Origin of the sequence: Qipengyuania proteolytica, assembly GCF_019711565.1 — a bacterium.
GTDB lineage: Bacteria > Pseudomonadota > Alphaproteobacteria > Sphingomonadales > Sphingomonadaceae > Qipengyuania > Qipengyuania proteolytica.
Genome location: NZ_JAIGNN010000003.1, coordinates 76,733 through 99,333 on the forward strand (window position 1 = coordinate 76,733; position 22,601 = coordinate 99,333).

22 protein-coding genes are annotated in these 22,601 nt (G+C 67.8%); 14 read left to right on the top strand and 8 right to left on the bottom strand.

The window, feature by feature from the left end; all coding sequences use genetic code 11:
* Positions 1 to 8: 8 nt before the first annotated feature.
* Positions 9 to 1,013: an SDR family oxidoreductase gene (locus K3172_RS14490; protein WP_282098642.1), complete on the top strand. Its 1,005-nt coding sequence runs from the start codon at positions 9 to 11 to the stop codon at positions 1,011 to 1,013.
* Here K3172_RS14490 and K3172_RS14495 read toward each other — a convergent pair.
* The 6 genes from K3172_RS14495 to K3172_RS14520 form a co-directional block, all read right to left on the bottom strand.
* Positions 1,010 to 1,732, bottom strand: a complete 723-nt coding sequence (locus K3172_RS14495) for a glycosyltransferase (protein ID WP_221591322.1) — start codon at positions 1,730 to 1,732, stop codon at positions 1,010 to 1,012. The genes K3172_RS14490 and K3172_RS14495 overlap by 4 nt on opposite strands.
* Positions 1,729 to 2,304, bottom strand: a complete 576-nt coding sequence (locus K3172_RS14500) for a TIGR04282 family arsenosugar biosynthesis glycosyltransferase (RefSeq protein WP_221591324.1) — start codon at positions 2,302 to 2,304, stop codon at positions 1,729 to 1,731. The genes K3172_RS14495 and K3172_RS14500 overlap by 4 nt, the downstream gene beginning before the upstream one ends.
* Positions 2,305 to 2,308: 4 nt before the next feature.
* Positions 2,309 to 2,683 (bottom strand): hypothetical protein, encoded by a 375-nt coding sequence (locus K3172_RS14505; protein WP_221591326.1) that lies wholly within the window; start codon positions 2,681 to 2,683, stop codon positions 2,309 to 2,311.
* Positions 2,684 to 2,758: 75 nt separating this feature from the next.
* Entirely contained in the window at positions 2,759 to 4,135 is a 1,377-nt protein-coding gene (locus K3172_RS14510) for an HlyD family type I secretion periplasmic adaptor subunit (protein WP_247718256.1), read from the bottom strand.
* Entirely contained in the window at positions 4,132 to 5,898 is a 1,767-nt protein-coding gene (locus K3172_RS14515; RefSeq protein WP_345725672.1) for a type I secretion system permease/ATPase, read from the bottom strand. The genes K3172_RS14510 and K3172_RS14515 overlap by 4 nt, the downstream gene beginning before the upstream one ends.
* Positions 5,895 to 7,310, bottom strand: a complete 1,416-nt coding sequence (locus tag K3172_RS14520) for a TolC family protein (protein WP_221591328.1) — start codon at positions 7,308 to 7,310, stop codon at positions 5,895 to 5,897. Before K3172_RS14520 ends, K3172_RS14515 begins: the two co-directional genes overlap by 4 nt.
* Positions 7,311 to 7,505: 195 nt before the next feature.
* Between K3172_RS14520 and K3172_RS14525 the strand changes: the two genes are divergently transcribed.
* The 5 genes from K3172_RS14525 to K3172_RS14545 are packed head-to-tail and all read left to right on the top strand — an operon-like array spanning position 7,506 to position 12,579.
* Positions 7,506 to 8,783 carry a DUF3422 domain-containing protein gene (locus K3172_RS14525; RefSeq protein ID WP_221591329.1) on the top strand — a complete coding sequence of 426 codons (1,278 nt, stop codon included), beginning with the start codon at positions 7,506 to 7,508 and terminating at the stop codon, positions 8,781 to 8,783.
* A 49-nt stretch (positions 8,784 to 8,832) separates the two neighbouring features.
* A complete protein-coding gene (gene bchI / locus K3172_RS14530) occupies positions 8,833 to 9,834 on the top strand; it encodes a magnesium chelatase ATPase subunit I (RefSeq protein ID WP_221591331.1) in 1,002 nt (333 codons plus the stop codon).
* Entirely contained in the window at positions 9,831 to 11,507 is a 1,677-nt protein-coding gene (locus K3172_RS14535; protein WP_345725673.1) for a magnesium chelatase subunit D, read from the top strand. The genes bchI and K3172_RS14535 overlap by 4 nt, the downstream gene beginning before the upstream one ends.
* The gene (gene bchO / locus K3172_RS14540; RefSeq protein ID WP_221591333.1) at positions 11,504 to 12,391 is read left to right on the top strand and encodes an alpha/beta fold hydrolase BchO; all 888 of its coding nucleotides are present in this window, start codon (positions 11,504 to 11,506) and stop codon (positions 12,389 to 12,391) included. The genes K3172_RS14535 and bchO overlap by 4 nt, the downstream gene beginning before the upstream one ends.
* Positions 12,392 to 12,393: 2 nt before the next feature.
* A complete protein-coding gene (locus tag K3172_RS14545) occupies positions 12,394 to 12,579 on the top strand; it encodes a hypothetical protein (RefSeq protein WP_221591336.1) in 186 nt (61 codons plus the stop codon).
* Here the strand turns inward: K3172_RS14545 and K3172_RS14550 are convergent.
* Together K3172_RS14550 and crtD are read right to left on the bottom strand one after the other, a co-directional pair.
* A complete protein-coding gene (locus K3172_RS14550; RefSeq protein ID WP_345725674.1) occupies positions 12,529 to 13,341 on the bottom strand; it encodes a hydroxyneurosporene dehydrogenase in 813 nt (270 codons plus the stop codon). The two genes, K3172_RS14545 and K3172_RS14550, sit on opposite strands and share 51 nt — an antisense overlap.
* 23 nt (positions 13,342 to 13,364) lie before the next feature.
* Positions 13,365 to 14,924 carry a 1-hydroxycarotenoid 3,4-desaturase CrtD gene (crtD, locus tag K3172_RS14555; protein ID WP_221591338.1) on the bottom strand — a complete coding sequence of 520 codons (1,560 nt, stop codon included), beginning with the start codon at positions 14,922 to 14,924 and terminating at the stop codon, positions 13,365 to 13,367.
* A 61-nt stretch (positions 14,925 to 14,985) separates the two neighbouring features.
* Here crtD and K3172_RS14560 point away from each other — a divergent pair, with 61 nt between their 5' ends.
* The 8 genes from K3172_RS14560 (at position 14,986) to pufL (ending at position 22,597) form a co-directional block, all read left to right on the top strand.
* Positions 14,986 to 16,119 (top strand): methyltransferase, encoded by a 1,134-nt coding sequence (locus K3172_RS14560; RefSeq protein ID WP_221591339.1) that lies wholly within the window; start codon positions 14,986 to 14,988, stop codon positions 16,117 to 16,119.
* Positions 16,120 to 16,237: 118 nt separating this feature from the next.
* On the top strand, positions 16,238 to 17,173 hold the full coding sequence (gene bchC / locus K3172_RS14565) for a chlorophyll synthesis pathway protein BchC (protein WP_221591340.1): 936 nt from the start codon (positions 16,238 to 16,240) through the stop codon (positions 17,171 to 17,173).
* Positions 17,170 to 18,156 carry a chlorophyllide a reductase iron protein subunit X gene (locus K3172_RS14570; RefSeq protein WP_221591341.1) on the top strand — a complete coding sequence of 329 codons (987 nt, stop codon included), beginning with the start codon at positions 17,170 to 17,172 and terminating at the stop codon, positions 18,154 to 18,156. The genes bchC and K3172_RS14570 overlap by 4 nt, the downstream gene beginning before the upstream one ends.
* A gap of 3 nt (positions 18,157 to 18,159) precedes the next feature.
* On the top strand, positions 18,160 to 19,683 hold the full coding sequence (gene bchY, locus K3172_RS14575; RefSeq protein WP_221591342.1) for a chlorophyllide a reductase subunit Y: 1,524 nt from the start codon (positions 18,160 to 18,162) through the stop codon (positions 19,681 to 19,683).
* A complete protein-coding gene (gene bchZ / locus K3172_RS14580; protein ID WP_221591343.1) occupies positions 19,680 to 21,131 on the top strand; it encodes a chlorophyllide a reductase subunit Z in 1,452 nt (483 codons plus the stop codon). The genes bchY and bchZ overlap by 4 nt, the downstream gene beginning before the upstream one ends.
* A 130-nt stretch (positions 21,132 to 21,261) precedes the next feature.
* Positions 21,262 to 21,417 (top strand): light-harvesting antenna LH1, beta subunit, encoded by a 156-nt coding sequence (gene pufB / locus K3172_RS14585; protein ID WP_147090368.1) that lies wholly within the window; start codon positions 21,262 to 21,264, stop codon positions 21,415 to 21,417.
* A 68-nt stretch (positions 21,418 to 21,485) separates the two neighbouring features.
* Positions 21,486 to 21,671, top strand: coding sequence for a light-harvesting antenna LH1, alpha subunit (gene pufA / locus K3172_RS14590; RefSeq protein ID WP_221591344.1), 186 nt, complete (start codon positions 21,486 to 21,488; stop codon positions 21,669 to 21,671).
* Between the two features lie 101 nt (positions 21,672 to 21,772).
* On the top strand, positions 21,773 to 22,597 hold the full coding sequence (gene pufL, locus K3172_RS14595; RefSeq protein WP_221591345.1) for a photosynthetic reaction center subunit L: 825 nt from the start codon (positions 21,773 to 21,775) through the stop codon (positions 22,595 to 22,597).
* Positions 22,598 to 22,601: the final 4 nt, after the last annotated feature.

Genomic DNA, 22,601 nt, shown 5'->3' on the forward strand with positions numbered 1-22,601 from the left:
CGAGCATACTGGTTACGGGTGCCGCCGGTCTGGTCGGGGGCGAGGTCTGCGCGCGGCTGGTGAAGGCGGGGCACCGCGTGACGGCGCTGGTGCATCGCAATCCGGATGTGCTCGCAAATGACGGCAGGCTCGTCCCGGCAAAGGCTCTGCAAGGCGATGTGTCCAAGCCGCAATTCGGGTGGGATAACGAGCTCGCTGGCAGGGTCGCCGAGGCCCACGACCTGCTGATCCATTGCGCTGCGACGGTACGCTTCGATCTGGACGAGGCCGATTACCAGCTAGTGAATGTCGAAGGCACATCCAACGCGCTGGCGTTGGCCGAAGCGGACGGGATGGACTTTCTGCACGTCTCGACCGCCTATGTCTGTGGCCAGCGCGACGGCGCGATCCGCGAGGACGAGCCGTTGCCCGACAGCGGCTTCGCCAATGGCTATGAAGCGAGCAAGGCGGCGGGTGAGCGGAAGGTGCGGGCGAGTGGGCTGCGCTGGGCGGTAGCGCGGCCCTCGATCGTCGTCGGCGAATACGCCACCGGCGCAATCCGCCAGTTCGACACGACCTATGCCGCGTTCAAGCTGATCGCCGAAGGCCGCGTCCGGCACATGCCCGCGCGTGCGGGCGCGACGCTCGATTTCGTGCCGATCGACCATGTGGCGGCGGGAATCGTCGCGCTGGCCGAGCGGATGGACACAGCGGCAGGTGGCACGTTTCATCTGGTTTCCGGCCAGCCTTTGCCAGTCGAGCATTTCACCGGCGCCATCGGCGAATTCCCGCATTTTCACGAGCCACAACTGGTTCAACCCGAGGATTTCGATCCCGCCACCCTGCCCGCGCTCGAACGGCGGCTCTTCAACCGCATCGCTGGCCTCTATGCGAGCTATTTTCAGCGCGATCCGCATTTCGACGATAGCGCCTTTCGCGAGGTCACCGGTCTCGCCTGCCCCGATACCGGCGAAGCCTATATCCGCCGGCTGATCGAGCATTGCATCGCGGTCGGCTTCCTGCCTGCAGCCTAGCGCACGTCGGGATAGTGCTTCGCCATCCGGTCGCGCAGGCCGAAGGCCCAGAGCATGCCGACCTTGAAGTAGATCCAGTTAGCCTTGAGCGGCCCCCAGGCGGCGATCCGGCGATCCGAGGTCACCGCCCAGCGTGGCACCATGCGGATCCGGCCCAGCCGCGCGAATTTCACGCACAGGTCCGCCTCTTCCATCACCGCATCGCCGGGGGTGCAGCCGCCGACCTTGAGGAAATCGGCCTTCCGGAAGAACATCGCATGGTCGCCGAACAGCAGGCGCACGCCGCGGACGAACAGGTGCGGCCGGGTGATGAGCGGGGCGTACCAGGTCTTGATCCAGTTGTGCGCCGTGGTGAACCAGCGGGTCTTGTGCGGCCCCTTGATGAGCGGCGTGAAGCTGGCGAGCGCAACCCGCGTGTCGGCCAGCGTCGCCTCGATCACCCCGACCATGTCCTTGGGTGGCAGCGTATCGGCGTGGACGATGCACACGAGATCGCCCGTCGCCTGCGCGACTCCATGATTGACCTGCAGCGCCCGGCCCCGCTCGCTGGCGAGCACGCGCCAACCCGCCGCTTCGGCAAGCGACACGGTCGAATCCCCGCTGCCGCCGTCGACCAGCAGGATTTCGGCGGCTTGCGGTTCGAGCGCGGCCAGATGCGCGATCAGCGCGGGCAGCGCCGCTTCCTCGTCGAGGACCGGGACCACGATGCTAACGCTCATTGCAACTCGGGCCATTGCGCGAGGTCTTCGGGCGTATCGATGTCCGACAGTTCGGGCAGGACCGCCGGCCCCAGCCGGTGCGCCGCCAGCCGCTTCAGGGTTTCTTCAAAGACCGTCGAGGTGCTCCATTCCATGTCGTCGAACAGCCACGGCAGCGGCTCGCTGAATCCGATCAGGTAATACCCGCCATCGATCGCCGGTCCGATCACGACCGAGCGGTCGTCAAGTGCGCCAGCCGCGGCCTTCAACAAGGCCGCGCTCATGCTCGGGCAATCGCTGCCGATGATCAGCGCCGGCCCTTCGACCCGCGCCATGCGCGCGCCGAGATCGCCATCGCCCTGATGGACCACCGCAACGTCGGTACCGAACAGCGCGTGGAAGGCCGCGATCTCGCCGCCCGTCACGCGCAGTTCGAAATCGAGCCCGCTCGCCTTGGCTTCCTCGACCGTCCGGGCGAGCAGCCGCGCATAGAGCCGTGCTGCGCCCTCTGCACCGAGCGCGGGGATGAGCCGAGTCTTCGCCTTCCCCGGAACCGGCAGACGCGCGAAAATGCTGAGCCTCGGTGCCGTCACGCCGCTACTGGTTGCCCTCGGCGGTGCGGGCAAGCTGGTTGGCAAGGTCGCGGCCGAAGCCCCGGACCATGTCTTCGGTCAGGCCTGCGTCCATCACATCGAAGGTCAGTTCGACCGCCGGTTCGCCCGAACCGTGCAGCGCGGCACCTTCCAGGCTATAGGCGGATAGGACGCGCAGCCGGATCGGCGTCGCCGGATCGCCGCCTGCCGCTTCGAACCCTTCGCGCGCGGCAGCACAGATCGCCGCGTGCGACAGTCCGTCGAGTTCCTTGCCCTCGATCGCGCACTGCGCCTTGTCGGCCAACGCAACCTCTCCCGTCTGTGTCCCGGCACATCCCGTTGCCGCCAACAGCATCGCACCGAGTATCGCCTGTGTCATCGCCATCCTTCTCGCGTCCCAATCCGTCCAGCGCAAGACTGCTGGAGCAGGGGATTTGAACGGCGGCTGAGCAAGCTACTCGCGGAAAGCCCGGTCGCTGAAGCGGCGCAGCGGAGTGAGGATGTATTGCAGCACCGTGCGCTTGTCGCCCAGCAGGCTGACGTCGGCGATCATGCCGTTGCCGATCTCGAGGTCGCGATCCTTCAGCGCGATCACATCCGCCTCGGTCCGCACGCGGACGAGGTAGTAGATGTCGCCGGTCCGCTCATCGACGATCGAGTCGGGCGAGATGGTGACCACCTTGCCATCGAGACTGCCGTAGATCGTCTGGTCGAAGGCGGTGATCCCGACCTTCGCGTCCTGCCCGATGCGCACCGTGCCGATATCCTGCGGGCGGATGCGGACCTCGACCAGCAGGGCGTCGTCGGTCGGCGCGATCTCGACCAGCGCCTGGCCCGATCCCACCGCACTGCCGCGCGTATTCACAAGCACGCGGTTGACCGTACCCGTGACCGGCGCCCGCAAGGTGGTGCGCTCGAGCCGTTCCTGCAGAGCGGGCAGCGCGGCCGACCGCGAACCCAGTTCCGCCTGCGCCACGGCGAGCTCGCTTCCCGCCTGTGCGCGCCAGTCGCGCAGCGTCCGGTCGAGATTGGCCTGCGCCTCGATCACCTGCGCCTGCGCCCGGCCGATCGCGGCGCGTGCCCCGGCAAGCTCCGCCTCGGCGCTGGTCGCCTGGCTTTCGGCGCGGACCAGCGAGAGCCGCGGTTCGATGCCCTGTTCCACCAGCGGCCGCAGCAGGTCGGCTTCGGAGCGCGCGGCGGCGGCCCGGCTGGAAACCGAGTCGGCTTGCCGTTCGGCCTCGGTCACCTGCTGGCGCGCGCGCGCCAGCGCAGCACGCGAGCCTTCGAGCGCACTCTGGAGATTGGCCTGGCGCGAGGAATATAGCGCCTGTTCGATGGTACGCTGGCGCGCTGCCTCTTCATCCGCCGGGGCGGGGAAGCGCGGGCTGCGTCCGGCCACTTCGGCCTCGAGCCGCGCGACCTTCATCTCGAGCGCGCCCGCGGTCGCGCTGGTGCTGCCCAGCGTCGATCCGGTCTCGGTCGGGTCGAGCCGCAGCAGCGGGTCGAGCGCTTCGACCTTCTGGCCGGTGGTGACGAAGATTTCTTCGACCACGCCGCCTTCGAGGCTGGAGACGATTTGCAACTCGCTGCTCGAAATGACCCGGCCCTGCCCGTGCACCGTGCGGTCGATTTCCGCCAGCGAGGCCCAGACGAAGAAGATCACGAAGAAGCCGACGATGCCCCAGAACAGCCAGCGCGATACGCGGCGTGGCTCGAGGCCTTCGATGATGCGTTCGAGCCGGGTTTCCTCCTCCGGCACGGGCATCGGCATCGGCATGGGTTCGGGCTGCTGGTCTTCCGGCATTTCGGGGGCGTCCTGGCGCGCGCTCATTTGCCTTTGCCTCCCTGCACGGCCGTCGTCGTCACCCGGCCACTGGCGCCTTCGGCCAGCTTGGCGAGCACGGCGTCGCGCGGGCCGTCGGCGCGGATCTTGCCGTCATCGACAAGGATGATGCGGTCCACCAGTGCCAGCAGGGGCTGGCGATGGGTCACCACGACCAGCGTACGGTCGGTCAGCTCGTCCTTCAGCCGCCCGATCAGGTCGGCTTCGGTCTGCGCATCCATCGCGCTCGACGGCTCGTCCATGACCAGCACCGGCGGCCGCCCGGCGAGTGCGCGGGCGATGGCGATCGACTGGCGCTGGCCGCCCGAAAGCCCCTCGCCGCGATCGACCAGGCGCAAATCGTAGCCGCGCGGGATGCGGCTGGCGAACAGGTCCGTGCCCGACAGGCGCGAGGCGCGCAGCATTTCCTCGTCGTCGACCGTTTCGCGGCCGAGCGAGATATTCTCGCGGATGGTGCCCGAGAAAAGCGCAGGCTCCTGCAACACCGAGCCGACCGAACGGCGCAGCGAATTGGGGTCGAGCTGGGCGATGTCGATCCCGTCGAACAGCACCATGCCGTCCTGCGGCGGATAGAGGCCGAGGATCATGCGCGCGAGGGTCGACTTGCCCGACCCGACACGGCCCAGCAGCGCCACATGCTCGCCCGGACGGATCGTCAGGCTGACCCCGTCGAGCGCCTTGGTCGCCGCGCCGGGATACTGGAAGGTCACGTTGCGCAGCTCGATTTCGCCGCGCGTGCGGTCGATCACGATGGCATCGGCCCCCGGCCCCTCGGGCGGACGGTCCATCAGCGCGCGTATCTGACGATAGGCGGTGCGCGTCGCGGTCATCCGCGCGACCAGTTGCGAAATCTGCGCGAGGGGCGCGATGGCGCGCCCGGCGAGGATCGAACAGGCGATCAGCCCGCCCATCGTCAGGCGATTGTCGGCGATCGAGAACACGCCGACAATGACCACGCCGGCATAGGAAATGGTCCCGGCCGAAGTCGCGAAAGTGGTCCCGATGCTGGAGATCAGCCGCTGCCGCAGCGAGGTGTGCGCGTGGCTGTCGAGCGCCCGCTCCCACCGGTCTTCGAACAGGCGCCGCGCGCCGGCGGTCTTGACCGCCTCGATGCTGCCGATCGTCTCGACCAGCACGGACTGCTTGAGCAGGCCCTCGTCCATCGCCTTGGCGGCCAGCCGCTGCTGCGTGGGGTGGACCGCCATGCCGACCAGCACCACCAGCGGCACCATCAGCGCGGGCACCAGCACCACCCAGCCGCCGATCAGCGCGACGACGATCAGCGTGATGAAGATGAACGGCACGTCGACCACCGCGGCAAGCGTCGCCGAAGCGAAGAAATCGCGCAGCGTTTCCAGTTCGCGCATCAGGCCGGTCAGCTGCCCGGTAGAACCCTTGCGCAGTTCGAGACGCATCTCGATCAGCCGCTCGAACACCGTTTCGCCGATGTCCTTGTCGATATTCATGCCGGCATGGTCGACGAAATAGGCGCGCAGCAGCTTGAGCGCGAAATCGGCGACAACGATGATCGCAAGGCCGATCGACAGCGCCCAGAGGGAGGTATAGGCGCTGTTGGGGATGACACGGTCGTAAACGGTCATCGTGAACAGCGCGGTGACCAGGCCGAAGATGTTGATCAGCGTCGCCGCAATGGCAACCTTGGAATAGGTCCGCCAATTGGCGCGGATCGGCTCCACCAGCCAGTCCGCCAGCCGCTTCGGCGGCATGCCGACGAGCGCTTCTTCGCTCACAGCCCCTCCTCCATTTCGAATTGCTCCAGCAACCGCCCCGTGCGCGCCAGCAGGATATAGCGCGAGGCGTCGAGCTGGGTCAGGCCCTCGATATAGGCGATCGAGGCGGCAAGATAGGCACTCTGCGCGTCGGCGACATCGAATAGCGTGCCGCGGAGCGAGGAAAAGCGCCGAAAAACGACGTCGCGAGTCTGGCGGGCGGATTTGTACGACGCCTCAAGCGCGACCAGCTGGCGTTCGAGCGCCTGTACGTCGGCCCAGGTCACGGCGGCATCGCGCTCCGCCTCCTGCTGGATGCGGTCGGCGGTGGCTTCGGCTGCCGCCGCGCGGGCCCGCGCCTGCGCGTCGCGCGCGAGCGCGCCGCCGAACAGGCGATAGCGCAGGTTGAGACTGCCACGGACGTCGTAATCTTCCTCGCCCTCGAGCAGGCCGTAACGACCGGCGTCCACCCGCGCGGTCAGCTTGGGTGCCTGGCGCGCCCAGGAATTGCGCACTTCGATCCGCGCGGCTTGTGCGAGCGCCTCGGCGCCCTTGACCTCGGGCGTGTCGCTCGCCGCCATGACCGCATAGTCGCGGCTGATGCGGCCCTCCTCCAACAGCGGCGGGCGCTGCAGGAGCGGCGGGGGAGTGACCCCGGTCAGCTCGCGGAACCGTGCCTCGGACGAGGCCAGCCGGCGCTGGAACTGCGCGAGGCGGATTTCGCCATCGGCCCTGAGCGAAGCGGCGCGAGCCATGTCGGCGGGGGCGGAGATGCCCTGCGCGACACGCTTGTCGAGCGCTTCGTCGATCCCGTCCTGCGCCGCGAGGTAACCCTCGGCGAGGCGCACCAGCGACTGGTAGGCGAAGACGCTGTACCAGCTGGTCACGACATCGTTGACCAGCCCGGTCACCGCCGCATCACGCTCGTATCCGGCGGCGCGGAGCCGCGCTTGCGACGCGAGGATGACGCCGTTGACGGCGCCCCAGTCGAACACCGTGTATTCGACCCCGGCGGTCGCGTCGGTGCGTTCGCGCGGACGCGACCGTTCGAGCAGGTTGAACGGGTCGTTGCCGAAATCGCGCGCAATGGTCTTGTAGGAGGTGATGCCGAGATCGACGGTCGGGATGTTCCCGGCCTGCGCCTCGTCGACCTGCGCTTCGGCCAGGTCGACCCGCGCGTCGGCCTCGCGCCGCGAGGCGTTGGCCTGCAGCGAAGACGCCACGATGCGGCGGAACTGCTCCGGGTCGGCCGCGGTATCGGCCAGCGCCAGGATCGGGTCGCTGGAGAAATCGACCGCCAGCGGATCGACATCGGCTTCGGGCAGGTCGGTGGCTTCCCCGACGCGCGGCAGATCGCCCGCGATATCCTGCGCGCCGACAGGCACGCCGCAAGCCGCGGCGGCGCACGCCAATGATCCCAGAATCCGCTTCACGTTGAAACCCCGTCCGTCCAACAGGGCCTCTAGCAGCAAGAACTGCCCAAGACACCTGTTTGTGAAAGAAAATCGCCTTTTCGCACGCGATGACTTGCAGTCCGCTTAATAGGTCGGGCGCGGACTTGTTGTGCAGCGCTGCAATTTTACCCATAAGACCGCGCATCAACTTCCCTCGAACGACGGGAGGCCCGAATGCAGAACCACGAGCTGAGGCAACGCGCGGTCGCGGAGATGCACCTGCGCCGCTGGCCGCCGGTGCCGGTGCCCTGCCTGATCGTGCAGTGGGTGCTCGCCGGAAGCGAAGAGGTGGTGAGCAGGGCGGAGCAGGCGATCGAGGCGCGGGCCATTGCGCTCGATTCGCGCCAGAACCCCTCGCACCGCTCGGGCAGCCTCGCCGAAGGCCTGCGCTTTTCGTGGGAGCGGCACAGCGAGGGCAGCAGCCTTGCCTTTTTCCTCTCCGACGCCGGCGAGGAGACCTTCCTCGACCCGCATGCCCACCCCGATCTGGAGGCCGCGCTCGCCTGGGCACAGGACCTGCCGGGCGACATCGTCCGCGCGACGCGCATCTGGGTCGCGCGCGATGATGCCGAAGCCTTGCGGATCATGGGCCTGACCGACTGGAATCGCGACGAACTCGTCTCCAGCCAGGTCGGCGGCGGGACGCTGCGCATGTGGTCGGATTTCCGCATCCGCAACGACGGCTTCGGGCGCCTGCTGGTTGCCGCCAACGGCACCGACACGCGCGATCTCACCCGCACGCTGCAGCGCCTGCAGGAACTCGGCAATTACCGCAACCGCGCCCTGCTCGGCCTGCCGGTGGCGCGCGAATGCTGGCCCCGGCTGGACGAGGCCGAGCGGCGGCTGCGCGACCTGTCGGACCGGGTCGCGCACAGCACCGAGCGTGACGACGCCTTGCTCGATGCGCTGTCCGACCTGTCGCTCGACCTCGCCGGGATCTCCACCGCGATCGGCTTCCGCATGGATGCGACCAAGGCCTATGCGCAACTGGTCGAGGAACGGCTCGACCAGCTCGATGCCCAGCCGATCCAGGGTTTCGCCTCGCTCGACGATTTCACCCAGCGGCGCTTCCGCCCGGCAATGAACACCTGTGTCGCCACGACCGAGAGGGTGCGCGAACTGGCGATCCGTGCCGAACAATTGTCCTCGCTGCTGCGCGCCCGGATCGACACGCGGATCGAGAACCAGAATGCCGACCTGCTCCATTCGATGGATCGCAGCATCTCGATGCAGGTGCGGCTGCAGCAACTGGTAGAAGGCCTGTCGGTGGTCGCGCTGAGCTATTACCTGCTCGGTCTCGTGAAGATGTTCCTGGACGGCCTGCCCGACGGCGCGCTTCCCGCCAGTTCCAAGGCGATCGTCGGATGGCTCGTCATCCCTACGGTCGTCGCGGTCTGGCTCGCCATGTGGGCGGTGAAGAAACGGGTTCTGGCAGACAAACGAGAGCCTTAGCCGCTTTCTGCTTGTCCTGACGCCGCGACGCGTCCAGACTGGTTGACACATGGCCCGGTTCCCCTTCTCGGCGATCGTCGGACAGGACGAGATGAAGCAGGCGCTGCTGGTCGCCGCGGTCGATCCCGCCATTGGCGGAGTGATGGTGTTCGGCGACCGGGGCACTGGCAAGTCGACCGCGGCCCGCGCGCTCGCCGGCCTGCTGCCTCCGATGACGACGGTTGAGGACTGTCGCTACCACTGCAAACCGGACGAGCGCGGCAGCTGCCCCGATCCCTGCACGTCGGGCCGCAACCGCAAGGCCGCGGTCCCCTTCGTCGACCTGCCGCTGGGCGCGACCGAGGACCGTGTGCTCGGCGCGCTCGATCTCGAGCGGGCGCTGCGCGCGGGCGAGAAGGCGTTCGAGCCCGGCCTGCTGGCGAAGGCCCATCGCGGCTTCCTCTATATCGACGAGATCAATCTGCTCGAGGACCACCTCGTCGACCTGCTGCTCGACGTCGCTGCTTCGGGCGAGAACCTCGTCGAACGCGAGGGGCTGTCGGTCCGCCACCGGGCGCAATTCGTACTGATCGGGAGCGGCAACCCCGAAGAAGGCGAACTGCGGCCCCAGTTGCTCGACCGGTTCGGCCTTTCGGTCGAGGTCCGCACGCCCGAGGCAATCGACCAGCGCGTCGAGATCATGCGCCGCTGCGCCGCGCAGGAAGCCGATCCCGAAGGCTTTGCCGCTGACTGGAAAGCCGAGGACGAAAAGGTCCTCAAGCAGATCGCGCGCGGCCAGAAGAAGCTCGCCACGCTGACCGTGCCGGACGAGGCGATGGCCGACATGGCCGGGCTCTGCCGCGCGGTCGGCGCGGACGGCCTGCGCGGCGAACTCACGCTTATGCGCGCCGCGCGGGCGCTGGCGGCGCTCAAAGGCGCGAGAGCGGTTACGCGCGAGCATATGATCGCGGTCGCGCCCATGGCGCTCCGCCATCGGCTGCGCCGCGACGTCCTCGACGAGACCGGATCGACCGTCCGCATCGACCGCGCCATCGCCGAGCTGTTCGGGTGAGCGACCCGGCCGGAGCGGACCGCTTCGGCGACGCCGCGCTCGCGCTGGAGCTGTTCATGCTGGCCCCGGATGCGCTGGGCGGACTGGTCTTGCGCGGCGCGGGCCCGGCGCGCGATGCGCTGGTCGAGCGGCTCAAGGCGCGGCTGCCCGTGCGCCGCCTGCCCGCGCACATCGATGACGAGCGCCTGCTCGGCGGGGTGGATATCGCGGCCAGCCTCGCTTCGGGGCGAACCATCCGTCAGACCGGCCTGCTCGAAGAGGCGCGCGGCGGGGTGCTGCTCGTGCCGATGGCCGAGCGGCTGCTTACGGCAATCTCCGGCAGGCTGGCGCAGGCGATGGATGGCGAGCGCGGCTTCGGACTGGTCCTGCTCGACGACAGCGTGAGTGGCGAGGAAGGCCCACCACCCTCGCTGGTCGAGCGGGTGGCCTTTCATTGTGACCTGTCGAACGTGCGCGAGATCAGAGCTGCGCCCAAACGGAAACCGGTTCCGATCGCCCGGGTCGAGCCCGCCGATGGCGAGGCGCTGACCGCGCTGGCCGCAACGGCCGAACTGCTCGGCATATCCTCGGTCCGCGCGCTGCTGTTTGCGCTGGTCGCCGCGCGCGCTCATGCGGCGCTGCAAGGGCGCACCAATGTCGAGGAACAGGACCTTCAAATTGCCGCGGGACTCGTCCTCGCCCCCCGAGCGACCCGGCTGCCGCCGCAGGAGGAACCGGAGGACCAGCGAGACGAGAGCACACAAGAGAATTCCAGCGAAGGCGGGGCCGGTGACAGCGAAATGCGGCAGGCCGAAGACACGGTCCTCGAAGCCGCCCTCGCGGCCATCCCGCCCGACCTGCTGGCGCGGCTTGCCGAGGGGGCTGCACGGCGCACGGCGCGTGGGAGCGGTGGCGGCAAGAAGGCGAAATCGAAGCTGCGCGGCAAACCGCTCGGCGCGCGGCCCGGCATGCCGCGCGGCGGGGCACGGCTAGCGCTGATCGACACGCTGCGCGCGGCGGTGCCCTGGCAACCGCTCCGGCGGCGCGAGCATGGTGACGATCCGCCCGAAGGCCTGCTGATCCGCAAGTCCGACCTGCGCATCCGCCGGTTCGAGGAGCGCGCGGCGGCTGTCACGATCTTCGCGGTCGATGCCTCGGGCTCGGCTGCCATGGCGCGGCTGGCCGAAGCCAAGGGCGCGGTCGAGCTGATGCTCGCGCAGACCTATGTCACCCGCAGCGAGGTGGCGCTGGTCGCGTTTCGCGGGACCGGGGCAGAGCTGCTGCTGCCGCCGACGCGCTCGCTCACCCGCGCACGGCGGGCACTGGCCGAACTGCCCGGCGGCGGGGGCACTCCGTTGGCGACGGGGATCACCACCGCGCGCAAGCTTGCCGAGACCATCGCCACGCGCGGCACCACGCCCTTCCTCGTCTTCCTCACCGACGGCAGCGCCAATATCGCAGGCGACGGCACGCCGGGCCGGGGGCAGGCGCGCGAGGATGCCGAAGCGGCGGCTAGCGCGGTCGCGCGGATCGGGTTCGCCGCGCTGGTGGTCGACATCGCTCCCCGCCCCCGACCCGAAGCCGAGGCGCTCGCGCGGACCATGCAGGCGCGCTACCTGCCCCTACCCATGGCCGATGCCACCGCACTGCAACGCGCGGTCGAGGCGGCCCGCCCCGCACCGCAAGCCGCATGAGCGCGCTGCGCTGGGATCGCGAAGGCCGCGACTGGCCGCATCGCGAGGCGAGCCGTTTCGTCGAAGCCGCGGGTCTCCGTTGGCATGTGCAGGTCGAGGGCACAGGGCCTGTGCTGCTCCTGCTCCACGGGACCGGCGCTTCGGCGCATAGCTGGCGCGGGATGCTTGGATCGCTCGCGGAGCATTTCACCGTCGTCGCGCCCGACCTGCCCGGCCACGGCTTTACCAAGGGGCGCGTGCGCAGCGGGCCGACGCTGCCGCGCATTGCTGCAGCGGTCGAGGCCTTGCTCGAACAGCTTGCGCTCAGCCCGGCGATCATCGTGGGCCATTCGGCCGGTGCAGCGGTTGCGCTGGAGCTTGCGCGCACCAGCGGCACACCGGTGGTCGGCCTGAGCGCGGCGCTCATGCCCTTCCCCGGCCTCGCCGCGCGACTGTTCCCCGCGCTCGCCAAGGTGCTGTTCGTCAATCCCTTCGTGCCCTCGATCTTCGCCCGCATTGCGCGCAGTTCCGGCGAGGTGGCGCGGTTCATCCCGCGCGCCACCAACTCGCAGATCGATGCCGAGGGCCTGCGTTGCTATGCGACGCTGCTCGGCAATAGCGAGCATTGCGCCGGCGCACTCGCGATGATGGCGAGCTGGGATCTCGAGACGCTCAAGGAGCGCCTGCCGTCGATCGCCGCGCCGGTGCTGCTGGCGCATGGTACGCGCGACAATGCGGTGCCGATCGACTCCGCGGAAGAGGCTTGCACCCTGCTGCCCGCTTGCCGTTTCGAGCGGTTCGAAGGCCTCGGCCACCTCGCGCATGAGGAGCGGCCCGACCTTGCCACGGCGCTCATCCTGCGCGTCGCCGAGGAGCATGCTATCCTGCATGCGGAGGGAGCTTGAGCATGGACCAGTTTTCAGAGCACTTCGGCTGGGTCGAGATCGTTTTTACCGCGATCGTCGCGCTCGGTTTCGGCTTTTACCAGCTGTGGTCGGTCAACCGCGAGATCGCGAAGGACAAGGCAGCGAAAGACCAGTCCTCACGCGATGCGGGGCATGCGGTAGGGGAGCATGAACTGGACGATCGGTGAGGCGAAACGGTCGAGATCGAGGCTTTCCTGCACCGCGACCACATCCTCGCCGAAGAGCCGCGAATGCAGCGTCGAGCGCGCATAGAAGGGCGCGTCTTCCCAGGTCCGGATCACGCCCGCATGGCCGCGATCGGCGCGCGTCTTGCGCTCCATTTGCCACAGCGTATTCGGCAAGGGCGCGACCATCGGCAGTTCCGCCTGCCGCGGCGTGCCGTCGCTCGCGAAGCGCAGCGCGCTGGCGAAGGGCGACCCGTCTCGGCGAATCCCTTCATAGCTCACCACGCCACCTTTGGCGGTATGCGCGCGCGACCAGTGCCAGACGCGGAAGCCCTCTTCGAGCGACTCGCTGCCGAAGTTGGAGTCGAGATAGCCGCTCCCGCTCCAGCTCAGGCCGGGCTGGTCCATCGCCACCTCGACCCGCGCCCGCGGCGCAAGGCAATGCCAGCGGTGGCGACCTTGCGGATCGAGTGCGAAAGCGGTCGGGTTGAGCGCCTCGGGGATCACTCGCACCGTTCCGCGCACGCGCCTTTGCCAGGGGATGCCGAGCCGCTTGTCGCGCTCCTCGATGGCGATCTCTAGCGCATCGCCGGTCCAGCGTACGGAACTCGGCCCGATCGCCAAAGTGTCGGCATCGCGCTCGACCGCCGCACGTCCGCGCTCGGTCATGCACCAGCGTGCTCGCGGGCCGTAGAGCGCGACGTTGAGCGCCGAATGGTCGAGCGGATCGGGCCGCCCGCTCTTCTTGTAATAGGGCGAGAACACGCTGCCCAGGAAGGCGATTATGGTCAGCCCGTGCCTTCCGTCGTCGCTGAGCGCATCGACATACCACCAGGCATAACCGCCGGGTGGAACCGCCTCGTCGAAGCGAGGTCCTTCGCGACCTGCAGCGCGGCCAGCCGTCCGGACAAGGCGGCCATCGGCACGCCCGCCCCCGGGTGGGTGCTTCCACCCGCGCAATAGAGCCCAGGGATCCGCGTCCGCGTGCCCTGCCGGAGGAAGGACGCCGCCCAGCCGTGCGAGGCCCGTCCATAGATCGCTCCCCCGGTCGAGGGCAAAAAGCTCTCGAACTCGTTCGGCGTCAGCAGTGCATGCGGAAGCGGTTCCTCCAGCTCCAGCCCACAGCGCGCGAGCGTGCGCCTCATCGCCAGTGTGCATCGCTCTCTCTCCTCGTTGGCATAGCTGTGGGTGTCGCCATTGGCGGGCGCGTTGACGATGATCTGCAGCCGCTCGCGCGTGTCGCACTCGCCCCGGCCCGAGGCGTCGCGATCCTGCGCGCAGACATAGACGCTCGGGTCGGTCGGCGGCGCGCCGGCCGCGATGTCGGCAAATTCGCGCGGATAGTCGGGCGAGAAGAATACGCTGTGCCGGGTCAGCGGGAAGCCGCTGGTCCGCGCATGGGCGAGCCAGACCATCGCCGAGAGCGAGCGGTTGCGGGGCTTCATCGGCGGCACCGCCTGGGCAGCATCCGCACCGAAAGCACCCGAGCCGAGCGCGGCGGGATCGGCATTGGCGATGACTGCGTCGGCCGCCAGCCGCTCGCCATTGGCGAGGATCACCCCCGAAGCGCGGCCGCGCGTAACTTCGATCCGCTCGACCCTCTCGCCAAGCACGAAGCGCGCGCCCTTCTCCTCGGCGAGCTGGCGCAGGGCGTTGGCAAGGGCACTCATACCGCCGTCGATCAGCCACACGCCCTGCGCCTCGACATGCGAGATCAGCATCAGCGTGGCGGGCGTCGCGAAGGGAGAAGAGCCGCAATAGGTCGCATAGCGGGCGAACAGCTGGCGCAGGCGCGAGTCGGCGAAATGTTCGCCGAGCACTGTCCAGAGGCTTTCATAGGGGCGGATCGCGATCAGGTCGCCCATGCGCCACAGGCCGATTCGCCACATCAGCGGCAGCGGCCAGGAAACCTTGCCCGCGCGCAGCATGCTGTTCTCGAGAATGCCATAGATGCGCGCGGCCTCGCGCCTGAAGCTGCGATAACCGCGCACGGCCGCGGCTCCGGCGAAGTCGCCGATCGCTTCCTCGCTGCGGATCGGATCGGCGTGGAGGTTGAGCTGCGATTCGCCGTCCCAGGCATGCCGCGCGAGGATCGCGGCGGGCCGGACGGAAACATAATCGTCGAGCCTGCGGCCGGCCGCGCGGAAGATATCGTCGAACACGTCGCGCAGCGTAAAGACGGTCGGTCCGGCGTCGATGGCTTCCCCGTCCACGGCGATCTGCCGGGCCTTCCCGCCGACATACTCCTCTTTCTCGACCACCGTGACATCGTGCCCCGCCGCGGCAAGGCGGACGGCGCTGGCCAGCCCGCCCATTCCCGCTCCGACGATGACAACGCGTCCTGACACCCGGCATCCTCCGCCGATAGCAATTGACGTTTACATAGCATCTGTCCAATCTTTTGGACATATGGCGCGAGATACACCAGCAAGCGCCGGCCAGCGGAGAGCCGGACTGAAGCAGCGCTGGGTCGCCTGGCGCAACCGCCTGATCGGCAGCAGCACCTTCCAGCGAACGGCGGCGAGCAACCCGCTGACGCGCGCAATCGCACGCAGGCGATCGGCGCAGCTATTCGATCTTGTGGCGGGTTTCACTTATACGCAAACGCTGCTGGCGACGGTCGAAAGCGGCTTGCTGGACCACCTCGAGGAGGGCCCACGCACCGTGGGCGATGTGGCGCATGCCTGCGACCTCGGCCCGCAGGCAGCGCAGCGATTGCTGCGCGCCGCGGCGGCTCTGGACCTCGCAGAAGAGGTCGAGCCGGATTGCTGGATGCTCGGCGAACAGGGCGCCGCACTGCATGGCAATGCCGGAGCGCGCGCGATGATCCGCCACCACCGGCTCCTCTACGCCGACCTCGCCGATCCGCTCGCCCTCCTGCGCGACGATCGCTCGCATGCGACGGCGCTGTCGGCTTTCTGGAGCTATGTCGGGCGCAATGGCGACTCGCAGGACCTCGACGGGAAAGCCCGCGAATACAGCGAACTGATGGCCAGCTCCCAGGCGCTGGTCGCCGAGCAAGTTCTTGCAGCCTATGATTTCGGCCGCCACGCATCCCTGCTCGATGTCGGAGGCGGCTCGGGCGCTTTCGCCGAAGCCGTCGCCGTGCGGCACCCGGGATTGCGACTCGGCATATTCGACTTGCCCGAGGTCACGCAGGCGACGGCCAGCGGCACCGATGCCATTGCCCGTCATTCCGGGAGCTTTTTCAGCGATCCCATTCCCGGCGGCTACGATGCCGTTTCACTGGTCCGCATCCTGCACGACCACGACGACGACAGGGTGATGGTCCTGCTTCGCAATATCCGCGCCTCGCTCGCCCCCGGCGCGAGGCTGATTGTCGCCGAACCGATGGCTCAGACACCCGGGGCGGAGAAGATGGGCGATGCCTATTTCGGGCTTTACCTGTGGGCCATGCGCAGCGGCAGGCCCCGGAGCGCAGCGGAAACCGGCCAGATGCTCGCGGCGGCCGGGTTCGCCGACTGGCGCAGGATCGGCACCGACCTTCCGGTGATAACCTCCCTTATTGTCGCGACAGCCTGACAGATACAATTGTCATGCTGGATTGACACTTAGGCGCGTTCGTCTAAGTTGACGCTGCGTAAGGTGCCCTTGGTGCCTGCGCCGGGTCAACCAGACAATAAAGGGGATGGGCCTGGGGATGGATGCATTGGCGGTCATAGTAGATGCACCGAGGCGGCTCGCGCTCCGGACGCTGGAACTGACCGAGTCCGGCCCGTCAGACCTCGTCGTCGAAATCCACTGGAGCGGTATCAGCAGCGGGACGGAGAAACTCCTCTGGACCGGCGAAATGCCGCGCTTTCCGGGCATGGGCTATCCGCTCGTGCCGGGCTACGAATCGGTCGGCCGCGTGATCGATGCCGGCCCCGAAGCCGCCGACCGGATCGGCGACTGGGTCTTCGTTCCCGGCGCCAATTGCTACACCGAGGCGAAGGGCCTGTTCGGCGGCACCGCTGACAAGCTGGTGGTGCCCTCCGCCCGCGCCTTCCCGATCGCCGAGTCGCTTGGGCCGGACGGCATTCTCTTCGCTCTCGCCGCCACCGCGCATCATGCGCTGGCTGCCGGCAACCCGCCCGAACTGATCGTCGGCCACGGCGTGCTCGGCCGGCTCCTCGCACGGCTCACCATTGCCGCCGGCGCACCAGCGCCGGTCGTCTGGGACAACAAGGAATGCCGCCGGACCGGGGCACGGGGTTACAACTGCATCGCCCCAAAGGATGACGAGCGCCGCGACTATCGCACGATCTACGACGTCAGCGGCTATGCCGACGGGCTCGACACGCTGATCGGGAAGCTGGACAAGGGCGGCGAGATCGTCCTCGCGGGCTTCTACGCCAACCGCCTCAATTTCGCTTTCGCCCCGGCCTTCCAGGCGGAGGCACGCATGCGCGTGTCCGCCGAATGGGGCCCGGACGATCTCGCTTCGACCCGCGCCATGATCGATGCCGGCGCGCTCGACCTGTCGGGGCTCGTCTCCGATATCCGCCCAGCGGCGGAGGCCGAAGAGGCCTACCCCGCCGCCCTGCTCGATCCGGACTGTCTGAAGATGGTGCTCGACTGGAGAGAAGCCGCATGACCATGCTCGAAACCGATACCGCCCTGCGCGAAGAGGCCGCGATCGACCCCGATCCCGTCCACACGGGGGAGGTGAAGAAGGAAACGCAAATCATCGCGATCTACGGCAAGGGCGGCTCTGGCAAGAGCTTCGCCCTTTCCAACCTAAGCTACATGATGGCGCAGCAGGGCAAGCGTGTGCTGCTGATCGGCTGCGATCCCAAGAGCGACACCACCTCGCTGCTGTTCGGCGGCAAGAGCTGCCCGACGATCATCGAGACCAGTTCCAAGAAGAAGCTGGCAGGTGAAGAGGTGAGCATCGAGGATGTCTGCTTCCAGCGCGATGGCGTCTTCGCGATGGAACTCGGCGGACCCGAAGTCGGCCGCGGCTGCGGCGGGCGCGGCATCATCCACGGCTTCGAGCTGATGGAGAAGCTGGGCTTCCACGACTGGGGCTTCGACTACGTCCTGCTCGACTTCCTCGGCGATGTGGTCTGCGGCGGCTTCGGCCTGCCGATCGCGCGCGACATGTGCCAGAAGGTGATCGTGGTCGGCTCGAACGACCTACAGTCGCTCTATGTCGCCAACAACGTCTGCAAGGCAGTTGAATACTTCCGCAAGATGGGCGGCAATGTCGGCGTCGCCGGCATGATCATCAACAAGGACGATGGCACGGGCGAGGCACAGGGCTTCGCCAAGGCGGTCGACATCCCGGTGCTCACCGCGATCCCGGCGGACGAGGACATTCGTCGCAAGTCGGCCAACTACCAGATCATTGGCAAGCCTGGCGGCCAGTGGAGCGGGCTATTCGAGCAGCTCGCCACCAATGTCGCCGAGGCGCCGCCGCGCCAGCCACGTCCCCTCGATCAGGACGGGCTGCTCGGCCTCTTCTCTCCCGAGGACACCGGTGGCGACGTCGAACTCGTCCCGGCGACCCAGGCCGATATGCGCGGCGGCAGCTTCGAACCCAAGCCCAGCCTCGAGGTCATCTATGACGAGGTGTAGCGCATGACCGATCTCGGCACCCCTGTGCGCGAGCGCGACACGCTCGACCTCGGCTCGGCCGACGAAGGTGGCTGCGCCAGCGGCGACACGCTGCGCGAGGCCGCGCGCAAGGCGGGCAAGAGCGAAATACTCGACCGCTACGAACAGGACTACCCCAAAGGACCGCACGACCAGCCGCAGAGCATGTGTCCGGCCTTCGGGTCGCTGCGGGTGGGCCTGCGGATGCGGCGCACCGCGACCGTGCTGTCCGGCTCCGCCTGCTGCGTATATGGCCTCACCTTCACCTCGCATTTCTACGGCGCGCGGCGGACGGTGGGCTACGTCCCGTTCAATTCGGAGACGCTGGTCACCGGCAAGCTGTTCGAGGACATCAAGGAGGCGGTCGAAGGGCTCGCCGATCCGGAGAAATACGACGCGATCGTCGTCACCAATCTGTGCGTACCCACCGCCAGCGGCGTGCCGCTGCGGCTGCTCAAGAAGCAGATCAACGGGGTACGCATCATCGGGATAGACGTCCCGGGCTTCGGAATCCCGACCCATGCCGAAGCCAAGGACGTTCTGGCGGGCGCCATGCTCGCCTATGCGCGCGAGGAGGCGGAGCAAGGTCCCGTCGCCGCGCCGCAGGACCGACCGGACCGGCCAACCGTGACCCTGCTTGGCGAAATGTTCCCGGCCGACCCCGTCGGGATCGGGCAGATGCTCGCGCCGCTGGGGCTCGCAGCCGGCCCGGTCGTTCCAACGCGTGAGTGGCGCGAGCTCTATTCGGCGCTCGACTGCTCGGTCGTCGCGGCGATCCACCCCTTCTACACCGCCGCGGTCCGCGAGTTCGAGGCCGCGGGGCGCTCGATCGTCGGCTCTGCGCCCGTCGGCGCGGAAGGTACCGCAGCCTGGCTCGACGCCATCGGTGCCTCGGTCGGTGTGGCGCAGGCGAAGATCGACGCGGCGAAGGACATGTTCACCGGCGCGATCCGCGGGGCGCTCGCCGCCAATCCGGTCAAGGGACGCATCACCGTGTCGGGCTATGAAGGCTCCGAACTGCTGGTCGCGCGCCTGCTCATCGAAAGCGGCGCGGATGTGCCCTATGTCGGCACCGCTTGCCCCAAGACGCGCTGGTCTGAACCCGATCGCGAATGGCTCGAGGCGAAGGGCGTGCGCGTCAACTACCGCGCCAGCCTCGAGGACGATATCGCCGCGGTCGAGGAATTCGGCCCCGATCTCGCCATCGGCACCACCCCGGTGGTCCAGCATGCCAAGCAACGCGCGATCCCGGCGCTCTACTTCACCAATCTCATTTCCGCCCGCCCGTTGATGGGTCCGGCGGGTGCAGGCAGCCTTGCACAGGTCATCAACGGCGCGCTCGCCAACGCAGACCGCATGGCAAGGATGAGCGCCTTCTTCGACGGCGTCGGGACCGAGCATGCCGCGGGCGTGTGGGAGGAAACTCCGCAGGACCGGCCGCAGTTCAAGAAGAAATACGCCGCGCTCAACGAAGCGGCCCGCAAGGCGGCCGAGGCGGTGGGCACATGACGCTCGTCCTCGATCACGATCGGGCCGGCGGCTATTGGGGCGCGGTCTATGTCTTCACCGCGGTGAAGGGCCTGCAGGTCGTCATCGACGGGCCGGTCGGCTGCGAGAACCTGCCCGTCACCAGCGTGCTGCACTATACCGACGGACTTCCACCGCACGAACTGCCGATCGTCGTCACCGGCCTCGGCGAAGAAGAGCTCGGCAAGACCGGCACCGAGGGCGCGATGAAGCGCGCCTGGGAAACGCTCGACCCCGAACTGCCCGCCGTGGTGGTGACCGGCTCGATCGCCGAGATGATAGGCGGCGGCGTCACGCCCGAAGGCACCAACATCAAGCGCTTCCTGCCCCGCACGATCGACGAGGACCAGTGGGAAAGCGCCGACCGCGCGCTCAGCTGGCTGTGGACCGAATTCGGCCCGAAGAAGGTTCCCGAGCGCAAGGCGTTGAAGGAGGGCGAGAAGCCCAAGGTCAACATCATCGGCCCCGCCTACGGCATGTTCAACATGGCGAGCGACCTCGCTGAAATCCGCCGCCTGATCGAAGGCATCGGCGCCGAAGTCGGCATGGTCTTCCCGCTCGGCAGCCACCTGGCGGACGTGCGCCGCCTCGCCGATGCGCAAGCCAACGTCTGCCTCTATCGCGAATACGGGCGGAACCTATGCGAGCTGATGGAGCGGCCCTATTTCCAGGCCCCGGTCGGGCTCGACAGCACCACGAAATTCCTCCGCGCGCTGGGCGAGGAGCTGGGGCTCGATCCCGAACCCTTCATCACGCGCGAGAAGCACACCACGATCAAGCCGCTGTGGGACCTGTGGCGCTCGGTCACGCAGGATTTCTTCGGCACGGCGAGCTTCGGCATCGTCGCCAACGAAACCTATGCGCGCGGCATCCGCAAGTTCCTCGAAGAGGACATGGGCCTGCCCTGCAGCTTCGCCTTTTCGCGCAGCGCCGGGGTCAAGCCGGACAATGCCGCAGTGCGCGAGGCAATCCACGCCAACCCGCCGCTGATCGTGTTCGGCAGCTATAACGAGCGGATGTACATGGCCGAGTGCGCCGGTGGTCTCGGGCCGCGCGGGGTCTATATCCCGGCGAGTTTTCCCGGCGCGGCCATCCGCCGCCACACCGGCACGCCCTTCATGGGCTATTCCGGCGCGACCTACCTCGTGCAGGAAGTGTGCAACGCGCTGTTCGACGCGCTCTTCCACATCCTCCCGCTCGGCACCCAGCTCGACGAGGTCGACCCGACCCCGGCACGCGAGGAGCTCGACTGGGACGAGGAAGCCAAGGCCAAGCTCGACCAGTTGGTCGAAGCGCAGCCGGTGCTGATCCGTATTTCCGCCGCCAAGCGCCTGCGCGATGCCGCCGAACGGGCCACGCGCAAGGCCGGCGAAACCTGCGTCACCGCCGAACGGCTGGCCGACGCGCTGCTCGAAGGAGCGGGCGCATGAGCCGCCGCACCCAGATCGCCCACCGGGTCCAACCCGGCGCGGGCCACGCCATCTGCGCGGGATTCCCCCGTGCGGATACCGAAGGAGGCCAACCGCCTCTCGCACACCAAGCAGAACTGGAGACAGGGCTATGAGTGATCCCGACGATCGTCTCGGGCTGAGGACCTACCTCACGCCGGAGGAAGCGAAGGAATTCCACAAACTGTTCATGAGCAGCTTCATCGGCTTCACCGCCGTTGCAGTGGTTGCACACATCCTCGTGTGGATGTGGAAGCCTTGGCTCTGACTCGATAACCGCCTGCCGCGGCGTCCGCCGTCGCGGTTCCGGTCAAACTTGCACAAGGAGCACACACCATGTGGAGAACGTGGCTTATTTTCGATCCGCGCAGGGCCCTCGTCGCTCTGTTCGCTTTCCTCTTCGTGCTGGCGCTGGTGATCCATTTCATCCTGCTCAGCACCGACACCTTCAACTGGCTCGACGGTCCGAACTCGGCCCAGGGCCGGGCCACGGCAGTCGCGGCCGCACCTGCGGCCACCTGACCGCGAACTGTGCGAGGGGCGGCGGGTTACCCTCGCCGCCTCCCGAGGTTCGATGTGGGACATTTTGAGCCCGCCCGTCCGTGGCGGGGGAGGATAGAGCTATGGCGCTCTTGAGTTTCGAGCGAAAATATCGCGTGCGCGGAGGGACGCTGCTCGGCGGCGACCTGTTCGATTTCTGGGTCGGCCCCTTCTATGTCGGCTTCTTCGGCGTGGTCACGGCGATCTTCGCCTCCCTCGGGACGGCGCTCATCCTCTATGCCGCATCGCAGGGGCCGACGTGGAACCCCTGGCTCATCTCGATCGCACCGCCGGACCTGAGTTACGGCCTCGGCTTCGCCCCGCTGAGCGAGGGAGGATTCTGGCAGGTCATCACGGTCTGCGCGCTAATATCCTTCACCTCCTGGGCGCTGCGCGAAGTGGAAATATGCCGCAAGCTGGGCATGGGATACCACGTACCCGTTGCCTTCGGCTTCGCCATCTTCGCCTATTTCTCGCTGGTTGTGATCCGTCCCGTCCTTCTCGGCGGATGGCACTTCGGCTTCCCCTACGGGATCTTCAGCCACTTGGACTGGGTTTCCAACACCGGCTACCAGTATCTGCACTTCCACTACAATCCGGCGCACATGCTGGCAGTGTCGTTCTTCTTCACGACGACCTTCGCCCTGGCGCTGCACGGATCGCTGGTGCTCTCCGCGGTCAACCCGGCCCCGGGTCAGGACGTGAAGAGCCCGGAGTACGAGGACACCTTCTTCCGCGATCTGATCGGCTATTCGATCGGCACGCTGGGCATCCACCGGCTCGGCCTCCTGCTGGCGCTCAACGCCGGTTTCTGGAGCGCGGTCTGCATCATCATCAGCGGCCCGCTGTGGACCAAGGGCTGGCCCGAATGGTGGACCTGGTGGCTCAACCTGCCGATCTGGTCGTGAGGAG